At 41.7% G+C, this 26,615-nt stretch carries 26 protein-coding genes; 22 read left to right on the top strand and 4 right to left on the bottom strand.

Going from position 1 to position 26,615, the window contains the following annotated elements; translation table 11 throughout:
* Positions 1-35: 35 nt before the first annotated feature.
* From LC036_RS13990 to LC036_RS13955, 8 genes are all read left to right on the top strand, one after another.
* The gene (locus LC036_RS13990) at positions 36-794 is read left to right on the top strand and encodes an SDR family oxidoreductase (RefSeq protein ID WP_226583729.1); all 759 of its coding nucleotides are present in this window, start codon (positions 36-38) and stop codon (positions 792-794) included.
* 155 nt (positions 795-949) lie between these two features.
* Positions 950-1,462, top strand: coding sequence for a DUF4178 domain-containing protein (locus LC036_RS13985; protein ID WP_226583727.1), 513 nt, complete (start codon positions 950-952; stop codon positions 1,460-1,462).
* A 15-nt stretch (positions 1,463-1,477) separates the two neighbouring features.
* The gene (locus tag LC036_RS13980; RefSeq protein ID WP_226583726.1) at positions 1,478-2,149 is read left to right on the top strand and encodes a PspA/IM30 family protein; all 672 of its coding nucleotides are present in this window, start codon (positions 1,478-1,480) and stop codon (positions 2,147-2,149) included.
* 68 nt (positions 2,150-2,217) lie between these two features.
* Positions 2,218-2,886 (top strand): DUF4247 domain-containing protein, encoded by a 669-nt coding sequence (locus LC036_RS13975; RefSeq protein ID WP_226583723.1) that lies wholly within the window; start codon positions 2,218-2,220, stop codon positions 2,884-2,886.
* A gap of 13 nt (positions 2,887-2,899) precedes the next feature.
* A complete protein-coding gene (locus tag LC036_RS13970; RefSeq protein WP_226583720.1) occupies positions 2,900-3,295 on the top strand; it encodes a DUF350 domain-containing protein in 396 nt (131 codons plus the stop codon).
* 83 nt (positions 3,296-3,378) lie between these two features.
* Positions 3,379-4,926 carry a polyamine aminopropyltransferase gene (locus LC036_RS13965; RefSeq protein WP_226583718.1) on the top strand — a complete coding sequence of 516 codons (1,548 nt, stop codon included), beginning with the start codon at positions 3,379-3,381 and terminating at the stop codon, positions 4,924-4,926.
* 31 nt (positions 4,927-4,957) lie between these two features.
* Positions 4,958-5,638 carry a metal-dependent hydrolase gene (locus tag LC036_RS13960; RefSeq protein WP_226583716.1) on the top strand — a complete coding sequence of 227 codons (681 nt, stop codon included), beginning with the start codon at positions 4,958-4,960 and terminating at the stop codon, positions 5,636-5,638.
* Positions 5,639-5,781: 143 nt separating this feature from the next.
* Positions 5,782-7,095: a DRTGG domain-containing protein gene (locus tag LC036_RS13955; protein ID WP_226583712.1), complete on the top strand. Its 1,314-nt coding sequence runs from the start codon at positions 5,782-5,784 to the stop codon at positions 7,093-7,095.
* A gap of 40 nt (positions 7,096-7,135) precedes the next feature.
* Here LC036_RS13955 and LC036_RS13950 read toward each other — a convergent pair whose 3' ends face one another.
* Positions 7,136-7,438 carry a YtpI family protein gene (locus LC036_RS13950; RefSeq protein ID WP_226583709.1) on the bottom strand — a complete coding sequence of 101 codons (303 nt, stop codon included), beginning with the start codon at positions 7,436-7,438 and terminating at the stop codon, positions 7,136-7,138.
* A 120-nt stretch (positions 7,439-7,558) separates the two neighbouring features.
* On the opposite strand from LC036_RS13950, the gene LC036_RS13945 reads away from it, so the two are divergent.
* Entirely contained in the window at positions 7,559-8,521 is a 963-nt protein-coding gene (locus tag LC036_RS13945; RefSeq protein WP_226583694.1) for a DHH family phosphoesterase, read from the top strand.
* Between the two features lie 21 nt (positions 8,522-8,542).
* Here LC036_RS13945 and ytrI read toward each other — a convergent pair whose 3' ends face one another.
* A complete protein-coding gene (ytrI, locus tag LC036_RS13940) occupies positions 8,543-9,040 on the bottom strand; it encodes a sporulation membrane protein YtrI (protein ID WP_413229896.1) in 498 nt (165 codons plus the stop codon).
* Positions 9,040-9,372 carry a YtrH family sporulation protein gene (locus LC036_RS13935; protein ID WP_226583690.1) on the bottom strand — a complete coding sequence of 111 codons (333 nt, stop codon included), beginning with the start codon at positions 9,370-9,372 and terminating at the stop codon, positions 9,040-9,042. The genes ytrI and LC036_RS13935 overlap by 1 nt, the downstream gene beginning before the upstream one ends.
* 133 nt (positions 9,373-9,505) lie before the next feature.
* Here LC036_RS13935 and dnaE point away from each other — a divergent pair, with 133 nt between their 5' ends.
* The 8 genes from dnaE (at position 9,506) to LC036_RS13895 (ending at position 20,302) form a co-directional block, all read left to right on the top strand.
* On the top strand, positions 9,506-12,859 hold the full coding sequence (dnaE, locus tag LC036_RS13930) for a DNA polymerase III subunit alpha (RefSeq protein ID WP_226583689.1): 3,354 nt from the start codon (positions 9,506-9,508) through the stop codon (positions 12,857-12,859).
* Positions 12,860-12,980: 121 nt separating this feature from the next.
* Complete coding sequence (locus tag LC036_RS13925; protein ID WP_226583687.1) at positions 12,981-14,219, top strand: NADP-dependent malic enzyme; 1,239 nt, start codon at positions 12,981-12,983, stop codon at positions 14,217-14,219.
* Between the two features lie 85 nt (positions 14,220-14,304).
* Complete coding sequence (locus tag LC036_RS13920; protein ID WP_226583965.1) at positions 14,305-14,901, top strand: FadR/GntR family transcriptional regulator; 597 nt, start codon at positions 14,305-14,307, stop codon at positions 14,899-14,901.
* Positions 14,902-15,002: 101 nt separating this feature from the next.
* Positions 15,003-15,863 (top strand): acetyl-CoA carboxylase, carboxyltransferase subunit beta, encoded by an 861-nt coding sequence (accD, locus tag LC036_RS13915; protein ID WP_226583685.1) that lies wholly within the window; start codon positions 15,003-15,005, stop codon positions 15,861-15,863.
* Positions 15,860-16,822: an acetyl-CoA carboxylase carboxyltransferase subunit alpha gene (locus LC036_RS13910; RefSeq protein WP_226583683.1), complete on the top strand. Its 963-nt coding sequence runs from the start codon at positions 15,860-15,862 to the stop codon at positions 16,820-16,822. Before accD ends, LC036_RS13910 begins: the two co-directional genes overlap by 4 nt.
* A 221-nt stretch (positions 16,823-17,043) precedes the next feature.
* Complete coding sequence (gene pfkA, locus LC036_RS13905) at positions 17,044-18,003, top strand: 6-phosphofructokinase (RefSeq protein ID WP_226583665.1); 960 nt, start codon at positions 17,044-17,046, stop codon at positions 18,001-18,003.
* A gap of 32 nt (positions 18,004-18,035) precedes the next feature.
* Positions 18,036-19,799 carry a pyruvate kinase gene (pyk, locus tag LC036_RS13900; protein WP_226583663.1) on the top strand — a complete coding sequence of 588 codons (1,764 nt, stop codon included), beginning with the start codon at positions 18,036-18,038 and terminating at the stop codon, positions 19,797-19,799.
* 110 nt (positions 19,800-19,909) lie between these two features.
* Positions 19,910-20,302: an FxsA family protein gene (locus LC036_RS13895; RefSeq protein ID WP_226583661.1), complete on the top strand. Its 393-nt coding sequence runs from the start codon at positions 19,910-19,912 to the stop codon at positions 20,300-20,302.
* A 27-nt stretch (positions 20,303-20,329) separates the two neighbouring features.
* Here the strand turns inward: LC036_RS13895 and ytvI are convergent, their stop codons facing one another.
* Positions 20,330-21,541 (bottom strand): sporulation integral membrane protein YtvI, encoded by a 1,212-nt coding sequence (ytvI, locus tag LC036_RS13890; protein WP_226583658.1) that lies wholly within the window; start codon positions 21,539-21,541, stop codon positions 20,330-20,332.
* A 130-nt stretch (positions 21,542-21,671) separates the two neighbouring features.
* Between ytvI and citZ the strand changes: the two genes are divergently transcribed.
* The 5 genes from citZ (at position 21,672) to LC036_RS13865 (ending at position 26,599) form a co-directional block, all read left to right on the top strand.
* On the top strand, positions 21,672-22,790 hold the full coding sequence (gene citZ, locus LC036_RS13885; RefSeq protein ID WP_226583656.1) for a citrate synthase: 1,119 nt from the start codon (positions 21,672-21,674) through the stop codon (positions 22,788-22,790).
* Positions 22,791-22,896: 106 nt separating this feature from the next.
* Positions 22,897-24,171 (top strand): NADP-dependent isocitrate dehydrogenase, encoded by a 1,275-nt coding sequence (icd, locus tag LC036_RS13880; RefSeq protein WP_226583653.1) that lies wholly within the window; start codon positions 22,897-22,899, stop codon positions 24,169-24,171.
* Positions 24,172-24,194: 23 nt separating this feature from the next.
* Complete coding sequence (gene mdh, locus LC036_RS13875) at positions 24,195-25,133, top strand: malate dehydrogenase (protein ID WP_226583650.1); 939 nt, start codon at positions 24,195-24,197, stop codon at positions 25,131-25,133.
* Between the two features lie 76 nt (positions 25,134-25,209).
* The gene (locus tag LC036_RS13870) at positions 25,210-25,686 is read left to right on the top strand and encodes a MaoC family dehydratase (RefSeq protein ID WP_226583647.1); all 477 of its coding nucleotides are present in this window, start codon (positions 25,210-25,212) and stop codon (positions 25,684-25,686) included.
* Positions 25,687-25,894: 208 nt separating this feature from the next.
* A complete protein-coding gene (locus LC036_RS13865; RefSeq protein WP_226583962.1) occupies positions 25,895-26,599 on the top strand; it encodes a response regulator transcription factor in 705 nt (234 codons plus the stop codon).
* Positions 26,600-26,615 lie beyond the last annotated feature (16 nt).

The following is a 26,615-nucleotide window of genomic DNA, read 5'->3' as shown; positions in this document are numbered from 1 at the left end:
CTTCAGGCTTTATTTACATAGAAGGAGGGAGATCTATGCGCCACGCTATTATTACAGCAGGTACAAAAGGCTTGGGGAGAAAAGTTACCGAACATATGCTGAATGAAGGCCATTCAGTTACAGTCACGTACTTAAATGACAGGCAGAAGGCATTGACTTTACTTGATGCGTTTCCAAATGAACATCACCGGATTCAATTAGTGAAGGCAGATGTTAAGATCCAGGAGGACCTGGAACTGCTCGTCAAAAAGGCGGTAGAGAAATATGGACGAGTGGATTTTTTAATTAATAACGCGGGTCCATATATTTTTGAAAGAAAGAAATTAATGGATTATTCAACGGACGAATGGAATGCGATGATTCGAGGGAATTTAGACGCTGTTTTTCATTTGATGAAACTTACTGTTCCATATATGAGAGAGCAAAAATTCGGACGGATTGTAAATTATGGATTTCAGGGGGCGCATTCAGCTTCAGGATGGATTTACCGCTCAGCTTTCGCGGCAGCTAAAGTAGGTCTTGTATCGTTAACCAAGACCATTGCTTATGAAGAGGCTGAACACGGAATTACATCCAATATGATTTGTCCCGGGAATATTGTTGGAGACTGGAAGGAGGCCTCTATTAACGAAAGCCGCGGAAATAAAGATGATCAAACTCCGATTGGGCGTCCTGGTACGGGAGAAGACATAGCAAGAACCATTAAATTTTTGTGTGGGGAAGACTCTGACATGATTACAGGAACCATTTATGAGGTTACAGGAGGTTTGGACGTGATTCACAGGCACAGGTAGATTCCTGATTGTTCTTGGCCGGCTTGCAAGAGAGTAGGAATCTATAGGAGAATAGATAAAGGTATTTTTACTTATTTCAATAAAAATGAAACCAAAGAGATGAAGTAACCGTACATACAGGTACACAGGGGCAAAAGTGAAGGAGAGGTGAGGATTTGGGGTTCTTTTCAAGATTGTTTTCTAAAAGTGAAAAGCAGACACCGGAAGTGAAAGAACGTACACCACTGAATATCCAGGTGGGCGACATAGTCACATACGACCTTGTTGATTATGAGGTTGTAGGTAAGATCACCTATCGGGATGGTTCTTATGAATGGTATTCTTATCAGCTCCTTGAAGGAAGCACAACCAAGTGGCTGGCAGCTGAAATGGATGATGAACTTGAATTAGGTGTTTATCAGACAGTGAAACTCCCTGTAAGCAGGCCTTTTCCTAAGACACTGGAATATGAGGGGCAGTCCTTCTTTAAGGATGAAGAAGGGGAAGCGCGTGTCAGCGGAGAAGGCAGGAGTACAAATATTAATGGACGTACCGTAAGTTATGCGGATTACGTTGCTGAGGATGAGGAAACTTATCTTAGTCTGGAATCATGGGGTACAGAAGTGGAAGTAAGTATCGGTCATGACATTGAAAATTACGAAATTAAAATTATTGCAGGTTCAAAATAATGAGGAGGCATAAAAATGTTTAAATTTTTTAAACGTGTTAAAACAGTCGTGGGTTCTGAATTAAATTCAATGTTGGATAAAGCGGAAGATCCAGTAAAGATGCTCGACCAATTTATGAGGGATATGGAGAACGATATTCGTGAAGCCGAAAGTGCGGTTGCTAAACAAATTGCAAATGAAAAAATGTTAAAGCGTAAATACGATGATGCACAAGCACTTGTCGATAAGCGGATGCAGCAGGCTGAAAAAGCGATTGAATCAGGAAATGAAGACCTGGCAAGGCGTGCATTGGAAGATAAGAAGAATCATCAGGATCAGGCTGATCAGTTGAAAGCCTCCTGGGAACGTGCGCAGGAAGATGCAGCTAATCTTCGCCAGAAACTGGATGAGATGAAAAAAGAATACCAGGAAATGAAGTTGAAAAAAGATTCCTTAAAAGCCCGCGCCGAATCAGCTAAAACACGCACGAAGATGAACAGAACGATGTCCAGCATTGGCGGAGACGAATCCCGTCAAGGGTTTGAACGTATGGAGGAGAAAGTTATGCAGCACGAGGCAGAGGCGGAAACGAGTGAAGATATGTCTTCACAAAGCCGTTCCTTAGACGATGAGTTTGAGGAACTGGATAAGAAAGACGATATCGATGACGAATTGGCAGCTTTGAAGAAGAAGATGAATAAAGAGTAAAGAATAGGAGATGTTCGTGCCTGACCCCTGGTTAGGCACGGCTATTTTATGCGGAAGGAGGATGCGGCTTGAAAGATTACTTAGGAATTATAGTGGTTGGGATTATTGCTTTGTTTTTAGTATTTAATGTATTCGGCAATGACGAACCGCGAGGCATGTCCGGGTCTTATACCGAAGATACATATGGTGAACTTCCATCTGAACCAGATCGCTCTGAGATATTAAAAACTATAGAAAATTCAGATGCACGTACAATAGAGCAGTTAATCCAAGAAAGCTTTCCGCTTCTCGATACAATCAGGTCTGATCAAGGCATCTCTCGTATCTATATGACTAGAGAATTAACGCTGCCTGAAGTTGCTGATTCTCTTTCAGAAGCTATAGCACCGGAAGAGATAAGTACCCGTCAGGAAGAGAAGCAGATACTTATTTACCCTGATGATTTTATTATCATTCAGGAAAGTCAGGAGGAACCTGGAGTGGTTACGATCGAGCTCGCTTCCGATGATTTTGTAAGGAATAATTACTCCCCGGGATTTTTTAATGGTTTCTTTACAGCTGTCCTTCTTAATCGGATGTTAGGTTCAAATGACTGGTATAATCGGAGAAGGTCGACTTGTCAGCAGACAGGCAGCTGTTACGGCGGCTATGGCATGTACGGAAACTATAACTCTGGAGGAACAGGTTCAATGAGGGGGTCCACCAATCGAGGTGGAGGTCCTGGGACAGGAAAATAAAGGAGGTATAAATATGGAACCATTTTTGGCTACTTTGGGTTATTTTGCGCTGGCGATTATCATTGTTGTTATCGGTCTGGTAATTTTTGAATGGTTAACAAGGCAGTATAAAGATTGGGATGAAGTAAAGCAGGGCAATCAGGCGGTGGCAATGTCGATTGCAGGCAAGATTATAGGAATCTGTATTGTTTTGTCCTTTGCCATTTACCACAGTTTTACCGTGTGGGATACATTGATCTGGGGAGCATACGGCGTTGTCCTGCAGATGATTGCATACTTACTATTCGAGTTGTTCACCCGCAAATTTTCAGTTGAAACAAAATTGAAGGAAAACAACACAGCCGTAGGAATTATAACGATGGGAGTCTCGATTGGATTAGCATTCGTAATCGGGGCATCTATTACGTAACCTTCCTCTCCGGAAAGCTGCTATGAAACTCAATCATAGTGGCTTTTTTAGAGGGAAAAATTTTACAAAGTGGAGTGAGTTTGATGGAAGCAAACATTCGAAAGAGTCATTTCATCTATTGGGCATCAGGAATTGTTTCCATTTGCGGTATTATTTTTGAAGTGTTGTTTGGAGCCCTTGGATCCTACATCTTAGGTGACGGGGTCAAGCAGTATACGCTTACCATAAGCCTGTTTTTAACCGGAATGGGAATTGGAGCAAGCATAAGTGAACGGGTGATGAAGCGTTTGATCATCACATTTATATGGATTGAGTACATGGTCGCTTTAATCGGAGGCTTCTCAAGTTTCGCAATGTTTGGAATGACTGCATTCGCTCCCTCTGGTACAGACGCTTTATTCCTATATCTAGTCACATTTACAATCGGTGCTCTTACTGGTTTAGAACTCCCCATACTCATAAGAAAAGCCAATGAGATTGGAGTGGAATTGAACAGAAGTACAGCGAGAGTATTGTTTTCTGATTATGCAGGAGGTCTCATTGGCGGCTTGTTGTTTGCCTTTTACCTAAGACCGCAGATGGGTATGGTCAAGAGTGCATTTTTCGTTGCCTGTATCAATTTGGGAGTAGCGGTAACCGTTCTTTATTTGTTTCGATTTGAAATACAGAAATTTTCCGCCCATTTAGCCGGGGCTGTAGTCATAGGGATTCTTCTAATAACCGGACTTTTTTTTGGAGAAGAGATGGCATTCACTTTTGAACAAAAGTTATATAAAGATCCAATCATACATATGGAAGAGAGTGCTTACCAAAGAATTGTGGTGACGAAGGAACAGGGAGATACGAGACTGTTCTTAAATGGCTCGCTTCAGTTCAGTTCTACAGATGAGTACCGGTATCATGAAACGCTCGTTCATCCCCCGATGGCCTCAGCTGAAAAAACGGAGCAGGTATTGGTCCTGGGGGGTGGAGACGGAATTGCAGTAAAAGAGCTATTAGAGTATGAAGAAATTAAACAGATCACGCTTGTGGACCTGGATCCTGCTGTTACAAAGCTTGCCATGAGTAACTATCACCTCCTTCAACTCAATAAGGGGTCTTTGAGCGATTCTCGTGTACAGGTGCTGAATAAAGATGCTTTTAGGTTTCTTGAAAATGCGGATCAGTTCTATGATGTGATTATTGTAGACCTGCCGGATCCTAATAACGAAAGTTTAAATAAACTGTATACAAAAGAGTTTTATTCCCTGCTGAGAAATCACTTAGAACCTGGTGGAGCGGCAATGATCCAGGCAACCAGTCCGGTATTTGCTACAGATGTGTATTGGACGATAGATGAAACAGTCGCATCAACAGGGCTGTATACAGAGAACTTTCATGTGGATATTCCAAGCTTCGGAAACTGGGGCTTTATTATGGCTGCTCGTCACCCGATTCAGGTAGAAGATTTGTCCATCACCCATCAGACAGAGTTCTTAACAGATCAGGTTCTTCAATCCATGACAGTGTTTGGAAAAGATGAAGACAGGGAAATCTTGAACAGTGATGGAGATATTATTTCGTTAAAGCCCAATACTTTAATTGACCCGCATTTGATTCAATTATATGAGAAGGCTTGGCGGAATTATTAAACAATCAATCTTACTTAGAGGAGTGGTTTGAATGAAAGTTTCTTATCATGGTCATGCAGTAGTCAAAGTAGAAGCCAATGGAAAGACTATCCTTTTTGATCCTTTCATCTCTGAAAACGGCAATACAGATTTAGATGCAGAAAACGTAAAGGCCGATGTCATATTACTTACTCATGGTCATAATGACCACGTTGGTGATACGGTGGAAATAGCAAAACGTAATGATGCACAAGTCGTAGCCCCTTTTGAATTAGCCACTTACCTAGGAAATAAAGGGGTGAATGCCCACCCTATGTATATTGGCGGCGGCCATGAATTTGATTTCGGTCACGTGAAATTCACACAGGCTTTCCATGGTTCCTCTTATACAGAAGAGGATGGAACAATCGTATATACGGGTATGCCAACAGGTATTTTACTCACTATTGATGGTAAAACCATTTACCACGCGGGAGATACAGGGTTATTTACAGACCTCAAGATGATTGGCGAACAAAATTCTATTGATTTAGCATTTTTACCGATCGGGGATAATTTTACAATGGGACCTGATGATGCTCTTATAGCCGCTGAATGGATTCAGGCGAAACAGGTTGTCCCAGTTCACTACAACACATTCGAATTAATTAATCAGGACGGACGTGCATTCGCTGAGAAAGTCCGACCAGGTAAAGGGAAAGCTCTAGAGCCCGGAGAAGTAATAGAGCTGTAAAACTACAATCAACGAAGCTGCTTGTCTATAAGGACAAGCAGCTTTTTTGAATGAAATGGAAGAAATTGCGGAAGGGCTGTATCAGTTGTATAATAACAATAAAGATATAAATGACTAGTACAGTTAGAAAGTTTGGTGGGCAAATGGCAACAAAACATGAACAGATCCTTGAACATATAGAATCTCTCTCTGTAGGAAGCAAAATTTCTGTCCGTCGTATAGCAAAGGCGCTGAATGTCAGCGAAGGAACGGCCTACCGTGCAATCAAAGAAGCAGAAAATCAAAATCTTGTCAGTACGATGGAACGTGTCGGAACGATAAGGATTGAAAAGAAGAAAAAAGAAAATATCGAGAAATTGACTTTTGCAGAAATTGTGAATGTTGTAGATGGACAAGTACTTGGCGGGCGTGAAGGCTTATATAAGACGTTGAGTAAATTTGTCATCGGGGCCATGAAATTAGAGGCCATGATGCGTTATACGGAAGCAGGCTCCTTACTTATTGTAGGTAACCGTACAAATGCTCATGAGCTTGCGGTTAAAGAAGGAGCTGCCGTATTAATCACAGGTGGATTTGATACCAGCGAAACGGTTAAAAAATTAGCGGATGAAAAGAAACTTCCTGTTATCTCTACCAGTTATGATACATTTACAGTCGCAACTATGATTAATCGAGCAATCTATGATCAACTCATTAAGAAGGAAATTGTCCTTGTGGATGATATTTATACTTCTTATGAGGATTCTAAATTCTTATCAACGTCAGATACGGTTGAGAGCTGGCATGAATTTAATACAGAGACAAAACACAGCCGCTATCCGGTCGTTGATCAGCAAAACCGGGTGGTTGGTATCGTAACATCGAAGGACGTCATTGGAAAAGACAAGACTTTGAGAATAGACAAAGTTATGACTCGGCATCCTATGACTGTTCACGCCAAGACTTCTCTCGCTAATGCTGCGCATGTCATGGTATGGGAAGGAATTGAACTGATGCCTGTTGTGGATCCTTCTCATAAACTGCAGGGGATTATATCCAGGCAGGATGTTCTTAAGGCGCTGCAGCATATTCAAAGGCAGCCGCAGGTTGGAGAAACGATTGATGACTTAGCAACCAACCGTATGGAAGTGATAGAAACAGAAGAAGAAAATCACCGTTGGTGTACGAAAGTAACACCTCAAATGACAAACCAGCTTGGTACGATGTCTTATGGGGTGTTCATTTCTCTTATTACGGAAGCTTCAAGCCGATTGCTTCGTAAATACAAAAAGGGAGACTTGGTGGTAGAGAATATTTCGGTCTATTTCATTAAACCAGTCCAGATTGAGAGTGATATTGAAATCACTCCTCAGATCTTAGAAGTAGGAAGAAAGTTTGCCAAGGTGGATATCGAAGTTCATCATGGGAAATCTATTGTCGGGAAAGCATTATTAATGGCACAGCTGATTGATCGTTAAAAAAGTCGCTGTAAATACCAGCGACTTTTCGTCAATCTTTTTATGTCTGTGTCCTTGTTTCATGCTTTCTATACTCTGCCTGGTAATGTCTGCTTGCTTTCCATCCTAATCTCACCTGGAAAATGCCAAGGACTAAAAACACGATGCCGATAAATAAAGAAAGCTGGGTCTGATAGAATACATATTGATTAATTGCGAAGAAAAACACGAAGCTGCCCAGAAATATTTTAGATTTGCTATTGAGGTATTCTTGAGTAAGCGGGTCGTCTGCCCTTACTACCATTACCTTATAATAGATGTACAGAACTAAGGAAACCAAAATTAAAATGGGGAATATAATCACGATAGATCGACTCCTGAATGTAATTTTTTCTCTTTTATTGTAGCTTGTTTCAAAGGAAAAGGCTACCTGTACAACGAATTCTGTGGTTTAGTGGCAAGAAATATGAGGAGGATTTTAATTATGAGTAAGCAATCCATCGTTGAAGCGATAAAGAATTATACGAAAATCATTATTCACCGGCACGTACGTCCTGACCCGGACGCTTATGGTTCACAGGTTGGTCTTGCGAGAATGATTCAAGCAAGTTTTCCTGGAAAACAAGTCTTTCTAACAGGAGAAGGGGAGGATTCATTAAACTTTTTAGCTACCATGGATGAAGTACCTGATGAAGCCTATAGAGGGGCCCTGGTCATTATTTGTGACACAGCCAATCAGGCAAGAATCGATGATCAGCGCTATAATAATGGTGATCTGTTGATTAAGATCGACCACCATCCCGAAGTGGATACTTATGGGGATATTCAATGGGTCGATACATCAGCCAGCTCCACGTCTGAAATGATTTACCAGCTTTATGAAGAGTTTTCTTCTGAAGGACTGGTAATAAAAGAAGATGCAGCCCGCCTCCTTTATGCTGGGATCGTTGGGGATACGGGCCGGTTTTTATTCCCGAGTACTACAGAGCGCACGCTTTCCTATGCAGCTCAATTAGTGAATTATAAATTTGACCGTTCTTCTTTGTTTAATGAAATGTATAAAACCCCTGTCCATGTTGCAAAATTGAAAGGGTATGTCCTGCAGAATTTCACAGTTCATGAAGCCGGCTATTCTACAGTGAAACTAGATAAAGAAACTTTAAAACAGTTTAATGTCACCCCTTCAGAAACAAGCCAGCTGGTCGGCCTTCTTGGTGATATTGAAGGTATTCTGACATGGGCCTTTTTTGTGGAAGAAGAAGAAACCATCCGCGTAAGGCTGCGCTCTAAAGGACCTGTCATCAATGGGGTAGCTGCCAATCATAATGGGGGTGGTCATCCAATGGCTTCCGGGGCTTCCGCTTCTTCCTGGAGTGAAACGGATCAAATTGCACAAGAGCTTAAAGAGGTATGTATCCAATATAAAGAAAACAAGGAGCAGGCATGAGGATGCCTGCTTTTCTCTTCCTCAGGGTACGTACTTAATTTCTAAATGAAGTGTCACTATTTCTGATACAATCAGTCGCGTAATCTTAAGCTCATAGGTGAAGTCGTCCACAACATAGTTCTTATTTTCAATGGTTGAAATGATTAAGTCCACTTGTTCAGCTATCGTCTGTAAGTCCTTGCCCGTTATAGAAGTTAATTGATTTTTGACCAGAGTGGTCAGCTGGTGTTGAGTAAGCAGATCAACCTCTAACTTTTTTGCATTCGTGTATGAGACTGCTATTTCTTTTACTTTTAATGAACTTTCGTTTGACCCTTGTTTCTGGTTATTAAGCAGACCCTCATATTTTGCTTCTAATTCATTTACCTTAGCTGTCATTTCAATATGTTCCTCTGTATACTTTTGTTGTAATTCTCCATGGATATAGATGAAAAAGGCATAGCCAAGAATTGTCCCCAATACAACTCCTGCAAAGAGTCTCCTCCATTCCTTATTTTTATGATAGGCAGGGAAATGCATTAAGTCACCTCATCCCCTAATAACCATTCAAATAAAAGAAGAGCGGTTTTCACTCCTCCCATTGCGGAAACGATAATGACAATTTGTTTAAATACATCAAAAGTTGACCCATCTAAAATCCCTTTTTCAAAATTACTAATTGCATCAAAGGTGCCGCCAATTGCTGCGACAATGGCCCAGATCCTCAGACTCTTTGCAATTCGAAACATGGAAGTTAAAGGAGCTTCCCCAGTCAGGAAGCTGCCGATACTTCCAATAATAGTTCCACCAACTATGACACCGAAAGCGATAAAGAAGCATTGAATCATGGATATGACTAAGCGATCTTCCATCTTGTCCCTCTTTTCGCTGACTAAAATAGTCTTCTACCATAACCATTATTCTTTTGGGTACGCTTTTATGCAGAAGGCTTTCATCCTGAGAGAAGACTAGCTATAATTTACACATGAAAGAAGGTGTACGAATATGACTTTCACTCACTTGCAAGTCCGAAGCGGCTACAGTCTTATGAACAGCACAATCAAAGTAAATCAATTGGTTGAGGGAGCTAAACATTCAGGGTTTGAATCCCTGGCATTAACGGATGAGGATACAATGAGCAGTGCAGTTTCGTTTTATCAAGCATGCATCTCCCATGGAATTCATCCAATTATAGGACTTAAAACAACAGTTGAGGATCGGTCTTTATCTTTTCCTGTACTTTTATACGCCAAAGACTCTCAAGGATATCAGAACTTATTAAAAATAAGTACGTGGAAGAAGACAAAGGTCGAGCCCTTGAACCTTGAGCAGTTAAAGGAGTTAAGCCATGGACTAATCGTTGTCCTGTTGACCTCAGAGTCTCCTTGGGCCGACCCAATCGCTCAGGGGATGTTTTCGAAAGTTGAAGGAGATTGGAAACGTTGGACAGATGTTTTTTCTAAGGAAGATTTTTATTTAAGTATACAAGACTTGGATCTGCATTCAGAACGGCAGTTACATAAACCATTGAAGGAATGGTCTGAGTCTGTAGGAGCTCATGTGGTAGCTGTTGGTGATGTACGGTATTTAAACAAAGAGGATGCACCTGCCTATCAATGCCTGAGAGCTATTGCAGAAGGGACGCGATACAGGGCAGAGGCTTCACAGTCCACCTATTATTTGAAAACAACAGTGGAAATGGAAGAGTTCTTTAATGATTGGTGGCCTGAAGTACTCACGGCTTCTGAGGGAATTGCACAACGGTGCCAAGTTGAATTGGAGTTAGATAACCAGCTGCTTCCCTCTTACCCAACCCCGGGTGGTGTGAAAGCGGGCACTTACCTCAGAGAATTATGCGAGAATTCTCTTGTTGAAAAATATAAAGACAATCTGGAGCACGCAAAAAAGAGGTTGGAACATGAGTTGAATGTTATTCAGTCCATGGAGTTCAGCGACTATTTTTTAATTGTATGGGACTTTATTGATTACGCCAGAGGGCGGGGGATTTATGCCGGTCCTGGTCGAGGATCAGCGGCAGGCTCGATTGTAGCCTATTTACTCAATATTACTCAGGTTGACCCTATTGAATACAACCTTTTATTTGAACGGTTTTTAAACCCGGAACGTGTCAGCATGCCTGATATTGATATTGATTTTCCTGATCAGCGAAGAGATGAAGTCATTGAATACGTGGCTGAGAAATACGGAAGAAAACATGTAGCTCAGATTTGTACGTTCGGTACCTTCGCGGCTAAAAGTGTTTTAAGAGAGCTGTTTAAAGTATTGGGGATTGATGATCGTGATGCTTCCTTTATCCTTCACCAAATTCCCAAAAACTCTTCTGCATCTCTCGTAGACCATGTGAAGCAGTCAGAGGAATTAAAGGATTATATTCGTAATTCGGAGTCTTTAAAGTTTCTCTTCAAAGTGGCAGCTAAGCTTGAAGGGCTTCCCAGACATGTTTCTACACATGCGGCTGGAGTCGTGTTAAGTGAGAAACCTCTGGTTCACTATACACCTCTCATGGATGGCCAGGGGGAAGTCTTTCTTACCCAGCTTGCCATGGGGGACTTAGAAAAAATCGGGCTTCTGAAAATTGATTTTTTAGGACTTAGAAACTTGACTTTTATGGAGAAGATGGAGAAAAGGATTAAACGGTATCGAAACTCAGAATTCTCTCTTCATTCGATACCTTTAAAAGATGAACAAACATTCGCTCTGCTTTCAGAAGGGCGGACGAATGGAGTGTTTCAGTTAGAATCCCAGGGAATGAAAAGTGTGTTAACCAGGTTGAAACCTTCTCATTTTGAGGATGTTGTAGCTGTGAATGCTCTATATCGTCCCGGTCCCATGGATTATATTAAAACTTATATTGATCGTAAACACGAACGTGCAGAGGTTTCCTACCCTCACCCAGATTTAAAACCTATATTACAACCCACTTTTGGTGTGCTTGTCTATCAAGAACAAATTATGCAGGTGGCCCAATTAGTTGCCGGTTACACATTAGGTGAAGCAGACCTGCTTCGTAGAGCGGTAAGTAAGAAACAATCTACTGCTTTAGAAAAAGAGAGGGAAAAGTTTCTTGATGGTTCTAAACGCAAGGGTTATAAGCCGGGGGTCTCCCAACAATTGTTTGATTGGATCGTAAAATTCTCGAATTATGGGTTTAATCGAAGCCATGCGGTTGCCTATAGTATGATTTCTTACCAGCTTGCGTATATGAAAGCCCATTATCCCTCATATTTCTTAGCTGAATTGATGAATGTCCATCTGGGTGACCGCGACAAGTTGACCATGTATATAAGAGAAGCTCGGGAAATGGATGTCATAGTAAAGTCTCCTTCTATTAACAATAGTCATATTTTTACTCGGGGAGACGGTGGTGGAATCCTTATGGGGCTGGTAATGATTAAAGGAGTCGGGTATCAGGCTGCTCAGGAAATCATTCGTGGAAGAGAAAACGGGCCTTTTCAAAACCTAAATGATTTTTGTCTTCGTGTTGGTGGAAAGGCTGTTTCGCGAAGTGTGATAGAATCCTTAATTATCGCAGGAGCCTTTGACCAGCTTCACCCTAATCGGGCAAGTGCATTAGCTAATATCGATCAAGCATTGGAACAAGGGGAGTTGTTTAAGGAATTTCAGGACCAGCCAGGCTTTTTTGGCAGTGAAGTGGTAATGGATATGATAGAAGTAGATCCGTTTCCCCCGCTGAAAAGATTGTCAATGGAAAAAGAAGTGCTGGGGACTTATATGTCGGAGCACCCTCTAGAACATCACCGTCTTGATCTCCGGAAAAAAGGGATCGTAGCTGTAAAGCAGGCTTATAGCATTCAGTTGAAGAAGAAAATAGAAGTAGCGGCTGTGATTGATAACATTCGTGAAATCCGAACCAAAAGAGGGGATGCGATGGCTTTTGTGTCAATAAGTGACGAAACCGGAGAGATTGAAGCAGTATTGTTCCCTGAGTCTTACCGTCAGGTAAGGACATGGATATCAGAGCAGATGCTCGTGTTAGCAGAAGGGAAAATTGATCAAAGAAATGATCGAAAGCAGTTAATTATGGATAGTGTCCGCCCTTTTGAGGTGGATGCTGAAGAAAGTGAAGCTGATCAGCGGCTCTTCATTAAAGTATCCGAACGAACGGAGTACGCTGCTATTGATCAGTTGAAAGAGGTGGCTGAATATTTCCCAGGGAATACCCCGGTATACATTTTTCGATCAGAAGACAGAAAAACCTACCGATTAGATGTTGACTATTCCATTGAACCAACAAGAGGATGTTTAAACCTGTTAAACCAATTCTTTGGCAGGGAAGCTGTTGCCTTAAGGGCTCAAAGAAAAAAGACGGAAAATTAAAACACTAAGTCCATGCTTTTGAAATTCTTTACACTCTATCTTCATCTGTTATAATTAAGGAGTTAATGGTGGTCTGACCACCTGGGTCGGTAAAATTAAATGTTCAAAGGAGCGTGTCGTCGTGTCTAATTTGCGAGATGAAGCACTTCATATCCACCGTGTTAATAAAGGGAAATTGGAAACCCACTCCAAGGTTCCTGTTCGAAATGCAAAAGATTTGAGCCTGGCTTATTCCCCTGGCGTAGCAGAGCCCTGTAAAGAAATATATGATCATAAAGAAACCGTATATGATTATACAATGAAGGGAAACATGGTAGCGGTTGTGAGTGATGGTTCCGCTGTACTCGGTCTAGGTAACATCGGACCTGAGGCTGCATTACCAGTTATGGAGGGAAAAGCAGCTTTATTTAAAAGTTTCGCAGGCGTGGATGCATTTCCAATCTGCTTGAACACAAGTGATGTCGATCAAATTGTTCAAACAGTGAAGCTGATGGAACCGACGTTTGGAGGCGTCAACTTAGAAGATATCGCTGCACCAAACTGCTTTATCATTGAGGACCGTTTGAAAAAAGAAACCAATATTCCTATCTTTCATGATGACCAGCATGGGACAGCCATTGTAACGGTAGCTGGTTTGATGAACGCTTTAAAGCTGACAGGCAAATCGTGGTCGGAAATTAAAGTAGTAGCAAATGGAGCCGGTGCTGCAGGAATTGCCATTATTAAATTACTTTATCATTTTGGTGTACGTGATATTATTATGTGTGATTCAAAAGGAGCAATCTTCGAAGGCCGTAATTACGGCATGAATGAAGTGAAGGACGAAGTTGCTAAAATCACAAACAAAGAACGGACTGAAGGAAAACTCGAGGAAGTCATGGAAGGCGCAGATGTCTTTATTGGGGTTTCTGTTGGAGGGCTGCTATCTAAAGACATGGTTTCCAGAATGAATGATGACTCCGTTATCTTCGCAATGGCAAACCCTGAGCCGGAAATTATGCCTGAGGATGCGAAAGAAGCCGGAGCTCGGGTGATTGGGACTGGACGTTCGGACTTTCCCAATCAGGTGAATAATGTGTTAGCATTCCCTGGGATTTTCAGAGGTGCTCTTGATGTGAGAGCCACCCGCATTAACGAAAAAATGAAAATTGCTGCAGCAGAAGCTATTGCTTCCTTAGTCAGTGAAGACGAACTTAGTGAAGACTATGTCATTCCTGCACCTTTCGATCCGCGTGTAGCTCCTGCGGTCGCCGCTAGTGTGGCGAAAGCAGCTATGGAGTCAGGAGTCGCCCGACATCACTTGGATCCTGAAGAGGTGGCTGAAAAAACAAGACAATTAACTTTAATAGATGAAGGATAAGGGATAAGGGAGAGGAGAGAAGTGGTTCACTTTTCCCTCTATACATAGGACCTATGGTTATTCAGGAGAGAGGTGTTTGTTTAACGTGACTCAAGAACAGCAGGGAAAGGTTTATGAGGGTGTACTCTATCAATTGAAGTCATATATTGAAGAAAACCAATTGAAGCCTGGTGACAAGCTGCCATCCGAGCGTGAGTTAAGCGAACAACTCCATGTAGGCCGTTCTTCGATTCGAGAAGCGTTCCGGGCTATGGAACTCCTGGGGCTTATTGAAACCAGACGCGGAGAAGGCACTTACATGCGAGCCTATCGTCCGTACCATATGGTCGAACTGCTGTCTAACTTTCTTTTAAATGAATCAAGAACAAAAAGCGAGTTGCTGACGGCTATGCATATGATTGAGAAAGAGGTATTAACCCTTGTGCAGGATAAGCTCTCTGATCATCATTTTCATCAATTGAATGAGATTCTGGAGGCATCTGAAGAAAAAAATCTTCATTGTGCAGTATTCGAGTACCTCTTCACTATTTGCGACCAACACCTGCTGCGTTCAATGTGGCAGTTCATTTCCGGTTTTACAAACACTGTTCATGATGTCCAACATCATAAAGAATGGTACAGGGAAATGTTCGAGGCATTAAAAAAAGGGAATACTATAGGTATCCTACAACTTTATCGCTGAGCAAACCTTGTCGAAAGGTTAACGACAGATTCAGTGATATTACGCAAAGACTTTTTTGTATATTGTAAGAAAGGAAGCTTTGTCCCAAAGGAGGAATCACCTTGCTTAGAGACTTTTTCAGCAAGAAGAAAAGGTACGCATCCATACCTAGTCAAGAAGCAAAACAGGATGTACCAGAAGGTTTGATGCAGAAATGTCCAAACTGCCAGAAAATCTTTTATAGAAAAGAACTAAATCGAAATATGAATGTCTGCCCTCATTGTGATCACCATCACCGATTGAGTGCATATGAGCGAATTCAACACTTATTTGATGAGGACTCCTTTACGGAGTGGGACAAACATATGATTTCCAATAACCCTCTTCATTTTCCTGATTATGAAGAAAAATTAGAAAAAGATCGGCTGAAATCTGATTTAAATGAAGCTGTTGTAACAGGAAAAGCCAAAATGAATGGAATGGAAACGGCTGTAGCCGTTATGGACTCCCGTTTCCGAATGGGAAGCATGGGGTCAGTGGTTGGAGAGAAAATTACCAACGCGATTGAGAATGCGAGAAAAGCACATATTCCATTTATTATATTCACAGCTTCTGGTGGAGCAAGAATGCAGGAAGGTGTCCTCAGCTTGATGCAGATGGGGAAAACTTCTGTTGCTCTGCAGCGTCTCCATGCAGATAAGGGGTTATTCATATCTGTAATGACACATCCCACGACTGGTGGTGTCTCCGCAAGTTTCGCTTCATTGGGGGATTATAATTTTGCTGAACCAGGGGCTTTAATTGGATTTGCCGGACGGAGAATTATAGAACAGACAATTCGTGAAAAACTTCCCGATGATTTTCAAACCGCAGAGTTTCTGTTGGAGCATGGTCAATTGGACCGGGTCGTTCATCGTCATGAAATGAAGAAAACTTTGTCTACAGTTCTCGATCTTCATTCTACTGGAGGTGACAGTCTGTGAAGCATGTATTAGAATTCGAGAAGCCGGTCATCGAATTAAGAGAAAAAATATCAGACTTAAGAACGTTAACAGAAAACAGTGAAATGGATCTTAGTGATGAAATCATTACACTGGAAAAACGACTGGAAAAATTAGAAACAGACGTCTATGACAGGATGGCACCTTGGGACCGGGTTCAAATGGCTCGACATCCAGAAAGACCGACAACCCTTGATTATATTCATCATTTGTTTACGGACTTTTTGGAACTTCACGGAGATCGGAACTTCGGTGATGACGCAGCTATCGTATCTGGGATTGCCAAATTTAACAATAAGCCCGTAACGGTCATTGGACATCAGCGCGGGAAGGATACAAAAGAAAACATCCGTAGAAACTTTGGAATGCCTCATCCTGAGGGTTACCGAAAAGCTTTACGACTAATGAAACAGGCAGAAAAATTCCAAAGACCGATCATTACGTTTATTGATACTAAAGGCGCGTATCCTGGAAAAGCAGCTGAAGAACGAGGGCAGAGTGAAGCTATTGCACGGAACTTAATGGAAATGGCCGGTCTTACAGTTCCTATTATCTGTATCGTTATCGGTGAAGGAGGAAGTGGAGGTGCCCTGGGTCTTGGAATCGGGGACCGCATCTTTATGCTTGAGAATTCCACTTATTCCGTTATTTCTCCTGAGGGTGCATCTTCTATATTATGGAAGGATGCCGGACTTGCTCAAGAAGCTGCAGAATCTATGAAGATCACTTCTTACGATTTGAAAAAGCTGAATGTAATTGATGGCGTTATCCCTGAAGTTCGCGGGGGGGCACATCGCGATATCCTAACCCAGGCGAAAGAAATCGAGAGCGTGATTACCGAATCTTTAAACGACTTGTCCACCTTGGATGAGGGCATTCTTTTAGAGAATCGTTTTAAAAAATATAAAAACATTGGCGATTACACGTATCTTGATTTATAATGATAGGGTTGAAAATTATAGGTCCGTAATAGAAAGGTCGCACATAAGGTGCGGCTTTTCGCATCTTAGCGGCTTGGTAACGCTAACATATATGAATTGAATGGTGAAGTTCCTGTTAATTGTATAGACTAAAGATTAGTCTATACTTCTAAAATGGACGGAGGTTTTAATTCATTATTGATTGGGGACAACATTAAAGAAAACTTTTTGAGGTGATGAGAATGAAGAAAATTGGAGTACTTACGAGTGGTGGGGACGCTCCTGGTATGAACGCAGCGATACGTTCAGTTGTTCGGAAAGCGATCTACCATGGACTAGAAGTCTACGGCATTAAGTATGGATATCAAGGGCTGATCGATGGAGATATTGAGAAGATGGAGCTTGGTTCTGTCGGAGATATCATCCAGCGCGGGGGTACAAAACTTTATTCAGCCAGATGTGAAGAGTTCAAGACAGAAGAAGGTCAGTTGAAGGGGATCGAGCAAATGAAAAAACATGGCATCGACGGCTTGATCGCCATCGGTGGCGATGGTACCTTTATGGGTGCAAAGAAAATCACTGAACATGGATACCCATGCATAGGTGTACCTGGTACCATTGATAATGATATCCCTGGAACTGATTTCACAATTGGGTTCGATACAGCTTTGAATACCATCATTGATGCTATTGATAAGATTCGTGATACAGCCACTTCTCATGAACGTACGTTTATCATTGAAGTTATGGGACGGGATGCTGGTGACCTGGCTCTTTGGGCAGGTCTTGCAGATGGGGCAGAAAGTATCATCATTCCTGAAGCCGAAGATGAGTTCGAAGATATTATTGACCGGCTGAAAAGAGGCCATGATCGCGGTAAAAAACACAGCATTATCATTGTTGCAGAGGGAGTTTGCAGCGGGGTGGATCTTGGAAAGAGAATTGACGAAGCGGCTGGTCTTGAATCCCGCGTTACGGTGCTTGGTCACACACAGCGGGGAGGTTCACCTAGTGCCTCAGACCGTGTGTTGGCGAGCCGTTTAGGTGCCTATGCAGTTGATTTATTGTTAGATGGTAAATCAGGACGTATGGTCGGAATACAGCAGAATAAGCTTGTGGACCATGATATTGTGGAAATCCTAAACTCCAAGCACACCATTGACTTTGATATGTATCGTCTTTCCAAAGAATTATCTATATAAATGTTAAGAGGCATTTGAGGAGGAAATAAATTATGTTTAGAAAAACCAAAATTGTATGTACGATTGGACCTGCGTCTGAGTCTGTAGAAAAGCTGACACAGCTGATTGAATCCGGTATGAACGTGGCACGTTTAAACTTCTCCCACGGAGATTTTGACGAGCATGGCGCACGAATTACCAGCATTCGTGAGGCTTCAAAATCAACAGGCAAAACGGTAGCTATTCTTCTAGATACGAAAGGGCCTGAAATCCGTACGGGTACACTAAAAGAAGGCGAAGTTTATCTGGAAAAAGGTTCTACAGCCTATGTATCCATGGAAGATATTGAAGGGGATGCAGAACGTTTTTCTGTCACATACCCTGGTTTGATCAATGATGTTCACCCTGGCTCAAAGATTCTTCTTGATGATGGTCTGGTTGAACTTCAAGTAGAGGAAATTGATAAAGAAAATAACGAAATTAAGACGACGGTACTGAACAATGGACCTCTTAAAAATAAAAAAGGTGTAAATGTTCCAAACGTAAGTGTGAATCTTCCTGGAATCACTGATAAGGATGCCAAAGATATTGAATTTGGAATTGAACAAGGCGTTGATTTCATTGCAGCTTCTTTCGTACGCCGTGCTTCTGATGTTCTTGAAATTAAAGAGCTTCTGGAAAAACACAAGGCTACTCATATTCAAATCATTCCTAAGATCGAAAACCAAGAAGGTGTCGATAATATCGACGAAATTCTTGAAGTTAGTGATGGCTTGATGGTTGCTCGTGGCGACCTTGGTGTTGAAATTCCGGCAGAAGATGTACCACTTGTTCAAAAGCAGTTGATCCGCAAGTGTAACGAAGCTGGGAAGCCTGTCATTACTGCAACACAAATGTTGGACTCTATGCAGCGCAACCCACGTCCAACACGCGCAGAAGCTTCTGACGTTGCTAATGCTATCTTCGATGGCACAGATGCAATTATGCTTTCTGGTGAAACAGCGGCTGGGGATTACCCTGTAGAAGCTGTTCAAACGATGCACAATATTGCCAGCAAGACAGAAACAGGACTTAATCATATTTCCCTGTTACAAGAGCGCTCGAAACATAGCGATATGACTATTACAGATGCAATTAGTCAATCTGTAACGCACACAGCAATTAACCTGCATGCATCTGCGATTGTTACACCAACAGAAAGTGGCCATACCGCTCGAATGATTTCTAAATACCGCCCGAAAGCACCAATTGTTGCGATTACTTCCGATGAAGAGGTTAACCGCAAATTGTCTCTTGTATGGGGTGTTTATGCAGTGATGGGGCCACGTGCCTATTCTACAGATGATATGCTTGATGTAGCAGTTGAACGCAGTCTTGCTTCAGGCCTTGCTACCCGCGGGGATCGTGTCATTATCACTGGTGGAGTTCCAGTTGGTGAAAGTGGCACAACCAACCTTATGAAGGTTCATGTTATTGGTGATGTTCTTGTGAAGGGACAGGGTGTAGGTCAGAAGAGTGCATATGGACGAGCAATTGTTGCAAAAAATGCACAGGACGCTATTGACCGCGTTGAAGACGGAGATATTATTGTTACACACGGCACGGATCGTGATATGATGCCAGCGATTGAAAAAGCTGCCGGCATTGTAACATTAGAAGGCGGCCTGACGTCTCATGCTGCTGTAGTCGGCCTTAGTCTTGGAATTCCTGTCATCGTAGGAGTTAATGATGCTCTTAACTTGATTGAAGATGGAGCAGATATTACAATTGATAGTTCCCGCGGCGACATTTATGAAGGACACGCAAGTGTACTTTAAAACACACAGAACAGAAAAGGCAGGAAGCAAAAGAAGCTTCGCTGCCTTTTCTTTTTATCTTGTTCCATGATAGAGGTATAATAAAAGAAATGGAAAGAAGGGAAGATGCTATGTTTCGATGGTTATTGCTTTTCATTCTAATCGTTCCTGCATTGGAGATCGGTCTCCTCATTTGGGCGGGTAATTGGTTCGGTCCCTGGTGGGTGATCTTATTGATTATATCTACCGGTGTGTTGGGAGCCTGGCTTGCGAAGCAGCAAGGATTGGAAACCATTAACAATGTCCAGCGGTCTGTGCAGCAAGGGCAGATGCCTCAGACTGCACTTTTAGATGGGGCTTGTATCCTTGTCGGTGGAGCCGTCTTATTGACGCCGGGGTTTATTACTGATGCTATAGGCTTTATCCTACTCCTTCCTGCTACAAGAGCGCCTGTGAAACGTTTACTTGAGCGGGGCATTCAAAAAGCTATGAAAAAAGGCACCGTTACCATTTATAAAAAATAGTAAACACTCCCCTGAGAGAGGGGAGTGTTAATTTCCTTTTATAAAAGCAGTGATTTCAGACAGTACCCCCGTTTTGTGCAATGTTTGAATAAACATTAAGACGAGGGGGCTTAATATAATCCCATAACCTCCAAATAATTGATATCCGACAAAAAGAGTTAGTAATAACAGAATGGGGGGGACACCAAAGTGATCTGCCAGTAATTTTGGTTCAAGAATCTGTCTTGTTATTATTACAATCATATACAAGATAGTCAGGCTTATCGTCATGTTAAACTCCCCGCTGAAAAATTGATAAATAATCCAGGGCAGAAAGATAGCGCCTGTACCTATGTAAGGGATGAAATCAACAATCGCTATGAGGAATGTTATGGTCAAAATGTAAGGAGCCTGTATGAAGTAAAGCCCGGCAGCGATAATTGCTGTGCTGATCATAACAAGGGTGCATTGCGCTTTAATAAGCCCTTTGAGAGTATGTTTTAGTTCAAAACGGATGGTTGTAAGCCTGTCTGAAAATCCTTTAGGGATCAGGCGGAATGTCCAGCTTATAATGAATGGCCAGTCTTTACATATGAAAAAAGTAGCAAGGAATATGATTAAAATATTGGTAATTGAGGTGGGTACAGCAGCTAAAAAGAAAGTTATTCCATCAAATAACAAGTTAAGAAACTCCATCCCAGAACGGGTGATTTTTTCTTTAAGCATCTCTGTATAAACTTCAATGGACTGCTCTTGATTTATGTTTAGTTTATAAGTGATCTTTTCAATAGCTGCAATTATGGGGTTTATTAAATGCATGGTTTGATTAATGAGGTGTGTTGATAATTGAGCAAACTGCCCTGGTATTCCTGCTGAAAGGAATTGAATTCCTTTGATAAGCTCAGCAACAAAAAGGGTCAGCATAGCAGCCGTTAAGGTTATAAAAAAGAGCAGGATAAGAAGTGTGGCAGCAAACCTGGGAATCTTTAACTGCTGATGTAATAATAAAATAAACGGCTGTAAAAATGCCGATAAAATAAAGGCGATAACAAAAGGATAAAGAATGGTCCACGACCAAAATACTGCATACCCGCCCCCAGCTATGAGCAAAAAAACCAAAGCCATCCGAAAGTATACATAACGGTTGTCCATAGCGAATGCTCCTCTGTAAACGTGATTCAACCAGCATTTTCCCCAATCCGCAAACCCTCTGCGCTTGAAGGATATTCGATAAAATTCAGCAAAATTAAACGTTTTCAATTCACATTCTCTTCAGAATACTTTATAATTGTGTGTGGGGTTGTTTTCCTAAAAGTATAACAAGCGAAAAGTAAAGCGTTTTCTTGTCATAAGACAAGGAAGATTGGAATTTTTTAAAAGGAGAGATTGTATGTCATCATCAACTAAAGGTCTTGAAGGAATTACAGCAACAGACTCATCGATTAGTTCTATTATTGACGACAAATTAACATATGTCGGTTACGACATCGATGATCTGGCAAATAACTCAAGCTTTGAAGAAGTTGTTTATCTTCTTTGGAATCAAAAATTACCTAACTTAAACGAATTGAATGAGTTTAAAACCGAACTTATTGCGAATATGGATATACCTAAGGAAATCGTTGATCATCTGAAATCTTATGATTTATCTACGGTTCATCCTATGGCAGCTTTGCGCACAGCGGTTTCTATGCTGGGACTGTATGATTCTGAGTCCGACGTTATGGAAGAAGAGGCGAACAAGCGGAAAGCTTTACGTTTACAGGCGAAGATTCCTACTGTCGTTACTGCTTTTGCTCGCATCCGTAAAGGAGAAGAGCCGGTCTCACCTAAGAAAGAATTAAGCTTTGCAGGAAACTTCCTATATATGCTGAATGGAAAAGACCCTGAAGATTTAGAAGTAGAAGCCTTTAATAAAGCGCTTGTTCTTCACGCTGACCATGAATTGAATGCTTCTACATTTACAGCGCGTGTATGTGTTGCTACTCTCTCTGATGTCTATTCAGGAGTGACTGCTGCCATTGGAGCTCTTAAAGGACCTCTTCACGGTGGTGCGAATGAGCGCGTAATGAAAATGCTTACGGAAATTGGCAGTGTTGATAATGCTATTCCTGCTATTGAGAAAAAACTTGAAAATAAAGAGAAAATAATGGGGATGGGTCACCGTGTTTATCGTTCAGGCGATCCACGAGCGAAACACCTTAAGGAAATGTCCCGTGAACTGACTGAACTAACTGGTCATTCTAAGTATTATGAAATGTCTATTAAAATAGAAGAGTATATTAAAGAGAATAAAGGTCTTCCTGCAAACGTTGATTTTTATTCCGCTTCTGTCTATCACAGTCTTGGAATCGATCACGATATTTTCACTCCAATTTTTGCAGTCAGCCGGGTGTCTGGCTGGTTAGCTCATATTCTTGAACAGTACTCCAATAATCGTTTGATCCGTCCACGTGCAGAGTACGTTGGTCCAAAAGGCCAGGCATACACACCGATCGAACAAAGATAAGGGAGCCCGGCATATCGGCACAGCTCCTTTTTATTCACCCTATTATAACGTATGATAGAATAGGGTGATCCATCCATTATTCATGAAAATATTAGGAGGGTTTATTTTGACACAAGCAGAAAAAATCACAGTAGAAAAAAACGGAACACTAAATGTACCAGAAAAACCAGTTATTCCTTTCATCGAGGGTGACGGAATCGGCCCTGACATCTGGGCAGCAGCAAGTCGTGTAATCGAGGCAGCGGTCGATAAAGCATACAATGGCCAAAAGTCCGTTGAATGGAAAGAGGTTCTGGCTGGACAAAAAGCTTACGATCAAACTGGGGAGTGGCTTCCTGAAGCAACTCTTGATACAATCCGCGATTATAAAATTGCTATTAAAGGACCTTTGACAACACCTATCGGCGGCGGTATCCGTTCTTTAAATGTAGCCCTGCGTCAGGAATTGGACTTGTTTACATGCCTGCGTCCGGTTCGTTATTTTGAAGGTGTACCATCTCCTGTCAAACGTCCTGAGGATACGGATATGGCCATCTTCCGTGAGAATACGGAAGACATTTACGCAGGAATTGAGTGGCAGAAAGGAACGCCGGAAGTGAAGAAAGTCATCGATTTCCTACAAAATGAAATGGGTGTACATAACATTCGATTCCCTGAAACTTCCGGTATCGGAATCAAGCCTGTATCCGAAGAGGGAACAAAGCGTCTTGTTCGTGCTGCAATCGATTATGCGCTGAATGAAGGTCGTAAAAACGTGACTCTTGTCCACAAAGGAAATATCATGAAATTTACAGAAGGTTCCTTTAAAGCATGGGGTTATGAAGTGGCTGAAGAGGAATATGCGGATAAAGTATTTACATGGGCAGAATATGACCGCATTGTTGAAAAAGAAGGGAAAGAAGCAGCAAACAAAGCACAGGATGCTGCAGAAGCAGATGGGAAAATCATCGTAAAAGATGCAATTGCTGATATCTTCCTGCAACAGATTTTGACGCGTCCTAAAGAGTTTGATGTTGTAGCGACTATGAACTTGAATGGAGACTATATTTCTGATGCTTTAGCAGCGCAGGTTGGCGGTATCGGGATTGCTCCTGGAGCTAACATTAATTTTGAAACGGGACATGCGATCTTTGAGGCAACTCATGGTACAGCGCCTAAATATGCAGGACAAGATAAAGTTAACCCTTCATCAGTTATTCTTTCAGGAGTTCTAATGCTTGAACATCTTGGTTGGAGAGAAGCTGCAGACCTGATCACGAAATCTATGGATAAGACGATTGGCAGCAAAGTTGTCACGTACGATTTCGCTCGAATGATGGAAGGCGCAACAGAAGTGAAATGTTCCGAGTTTGGAGACGAACTCATTAAGAACATGGACTAATCTATTAGAAAGAGGGGATCACTATGGCTATTCGCAGAAGCAAAATATCAGTAATTGGTGCTGGTTTTACAGGTGCAACAACAGCCTTAATGCTTGCACAAAAAGAGCTGGGTGACGTGGTTCTAGTCGACATTCCTGACATGGAAGATCCAACAAAAGGTAAAGCGTTGGATATGCTGGAAGCGAGTCCTGTCCAAGGGTTTGATGCTAAAATTACCGGAACATCTGATTATGCAGACACGAAGGACTCAGATCTTGTTATCATTACAGCAGGTATTGCCCGAAAGCCAGGCATGAGTCGTGACGATCTTGTAAACACAAATTCCAAAATCATGAAGAGTGTGACAAAAGAAATCGTTAAGAATTCTCCAGACTGTTTTATTGTGGTATTAACCAACCCTGTTGATGCAATGACTTACTCTGTTTTCAAGGAAGCAGGTCTTCCTAAGAACCGTGTTATCGGTCAGTCCGGTGTATTAGACACTGCTCGTTTCCGTACATTCGTAGCTGAAGAGCTGAATGTATCGATTAAAGATGTTACTGGTTTTGTTTTAGGTGGTCATGGAGACGATATGGTCCCGTTGACTCGATACTCCTTTGCTGGAGGTATTCCACTAGAAAAGCTGATTTCTAAAGAGCGTCTGGATGCTATAGTAGAACGTACTCGAAAAGGCGGCGGTGAGATTGTAGGCCTTCTGGGTAATGGAAGTGCCTATTATGCCCCTGCTGCTTCCTTAGTACAAATGGCAGAAGCGATTCTTAAAGACCAGCGCCGTATTCTCCCATCTATTGCTTATTTGGAAGGTGAATATGGATACGATGGTATCTACCTCGGTGTTCCAACGATTCTCGGAGGAAATGGAATCGAAGAAGTTATCGAACTTGAATTAACGGAGGAAGAAAAGCGGGAGCTTGATAAATCCGCTGATTCTGTTAAAAATGTGCTTCATGTATTAAAATAAAGAGGAAGGGATTCGGGGCATGCCCTCGAATCCTTTTTTTACCTTCTCAAGAAAACGCTCTCAAGAGGTGATGAATATGTTGGGTAAGAGAAGAAAGCTTGGTAAAAAAATTAATGAATTAAAGGTAGGGGAGAGTTTTACAACTTCTTCATCTATCGAAGACCGGGATCTATTGATGTATTTGGGACTGACGGATGACGCCAATCCTCTTTACATTCAACATGATTATGCATCTCAAACTCCATTTAAACGCCCCATCGTTCCATCAGTCATGGTCTTTGGTATGGTCTCTTCTATTATTTCTATGCACCTGCCAGGGCCGGGAAGCCATATTATTAAGCAGGACCTCTCATATCCAAGGCCTGTCTATCACTACGCGGAAGTGCGTCTGCATGTAGAGATTACCGCCATCGATAGAAAAGAGCATACCGTGGATGTCCAAATTCATGGTTACAATGAAGAGGGGGAAGAAGTGGTTTATGGTTCCTTGAAGGTTAACCCTCCTTATGAACCTCATTCAATGAATTCAACTTCCCTGGAGAATTTTTATTGAGTTTTCAGGCTGATGATCATCTATTTTAAAGGACCTGTTCTCAGGTCCTTTTCTTTCATTATGATGGATTGGGATCAGCGGTCCTACCCCGGGTATTAAGAATGAAACCTTATGTAAGGTGAATATTAAATTTAAGTAAAAATCATAAAGTTCCGTATTCAAAGTGTAAACTTCATTGTATGATGAAACTAACTTGCAGGCAGAGGTGATGGCATTGGAACAACAAAGGATATTAATTGTCGATGATGAAGAATCAATTGTAACTTTATTAAAATACAATATCGATCAGGCCGGCTTTGAAACTGAAGTGGCCTACTCTGGAACAGAGGCACTGGAAAAGGCGACAGAAACGACTTTTGACCTCATCGTATTAGATCTCATGCTTCCAGGGATGGATGGTATGGAAGTATGTAAGAAGTTGAGACAGATGCAGATCAACACTCCTATTCTTATGCTGACAGCCAAAGACGACGAGTTCGATAAAGTTCTCGGTTTAGAGTTGGGAGCTGATGATTACTTAACGAAGCCATTTAGTCCGAGAGAGGTAGTCGCAAGAATTAAAGCGATCTTAAGAAGGATGGTTCGTGAACCGGTAGAGGTTGAACAAAGGGTCATCCAAATTGCTGATCTTACGATATATCCTGAACAATATGAAGCATCCATAAAGGAAAACCCATTAACTTTTACTCCTAAGGAGTTTGAACTGCTTTTATACCTGGCTCAGAATATCGGACGCGTTTTATCAAGAGATCAGCTGCTGAGTGCCGTTTGGAATTATGATTTTGCTGGTGATACCCGGATTGTAGACGTTCATGTCAGTCACTTGAGAGAGAAAATAGAACCCGACACGAAAAAACCTGTCTATATTAAGACCATCCGTGGCCTTGGGTATAAAATGGAGGATCCAAAATAAATGTCTTCCAGGACAA

It is taken from the genome of Halobacillus litoralis, assembly GCF_020524025.1.
GTDB classification, from domain to species: Bacteria; Bacillota; Bacilli; order Bacillales; family Halobacillaceae; genus Halobacillus; species Halobacillus litoralis_D.
This window is presented reverse-complemented; position numbering and strand designations above follow the sequence as displayed.

What these genes read in the sequence shown, in the direction of transcription:
- pfkA (WP_226583665.1), top strand. Translation starts at nt 17,044, where the DNA reads ATGAAGAAAATTGGAGTACTTACGAGTGGTGGGGACGCTCCTGGTATG.
- LC036_RS13960 (WP_226583716.1), top strand. Translation starts at nt 4,958, where the DNA reads ATGAAAGTTTCTTATCATGGTCATGCAGTAGTCAAAGTAGAAGCCAAT.
- LC036_RS13865 (WP_226583962.1), top strand. Translation starts at nt 25,895, where the DNA reads ATGGCATTGGAACAACAAAGGATATTAATTGTCGATGATGAAGAATCA.
- LC036_RS13955 (WP_226583712.1), top strand. Translation starts at nt 5,782, where the DNA reads ATGGCAACAAAACATGAACAGATCCTTGAACATATAGAATCTCTCTCT.
- LC036_RS13980 (WP_226583726.1), top strand. Translation starts at nt 1,478, where the DNA reads ATGTTTAAATTTTTTAAACGTGTTAAAACAGTCGTGGGTTCTGAATTA.
- mdh (WP_226583650.1), top strand. Translation starts at nt 24,195, where the DNA reads ATGGCTATTCGCAGAAGCAAAATATCAGTAATTGGTGCTGGTTTTACA.
- ytrI (WP_413229896.1), bottom strand. Translation starts at nt 9,040, where the DNA reads ATGCATTTCCCTGCCTATCATAAAAATAAGGAATGGAGGAGACTCTTT.
- LC036_RS13935 (WP_226583690.1), bottom strand. Translation starts at nt 9,372, where the DNA reads ATGGAAGATCGCTTAGTCATATCCATGATTCAATGCTTCTTTATCGCT.
- pyk (WP_226583663.1), top strand. Translation starts at nt 18,036, where the DNA reads ATGTTTAGAAAAACCAAAATTGTATGTACGATTGGACCTGCGTCTGAG.
- citZ (WP_226583656.1), top strand. Translation starts at nt 21,672, where the DNA reads ATGTCATCATCAACTAAAGGTCTTGAAGGAATTACAGCAACAGACTCA.
- dnaE (WP_226583689.1), top strand. Translation starts at nt 9,506, where the DNA reads ATGACTTTCACTCACTTGCAAGTCCGAAGCGGCTACAGTCTTATGAAC.
- LC036_RS13945 (WP_226583694.1), top strand. Translation starts at nt 7,559, where the DNA reads ATGAGTAAGCAATCCATCGTTGAAGCGATAAAGAATTATACGAAAATC.
- LC036_RS13870 (WP_226583647.1), top strand. Translation starts at nt 25,210, where the DNA reads ATGTTGGGTAAGAGAAGAAAGCTTGGTAAAAAAATTAATGAATTAAAG.
- LC036_RS13970 (WP_226583720.1), top strand. Translation starts at nt 2,900, where the DNA reads ATGGAACCATTTTTGGCTACTTTGGGTTATTTTGCGCTGGCGATTATC.
- LC036_RS13895 (WP_226583661.1), top strand. Translation starts at nt 19,910, where the DNA reads ATGTTTCGATGGTTATTGCTTTTCATTCTAATCGTTCCTGCATTGGAG.
- LC036_RS13990 (WP_226583729.1), top strand. Translation starts at nt 36, where the DNA reads ATGCGCCACGCTATTATTACAGCAGGTACAAAAGGCTTGGGGAGAAAA.
- LC036_RS13965 (WP_226583718.1), top strand. Translation starts at nt 3,379, where the DNA reads ATGGAAGCAAACATTCGAAAGAGTCATTTCATCTATTGGGCATCAGGA.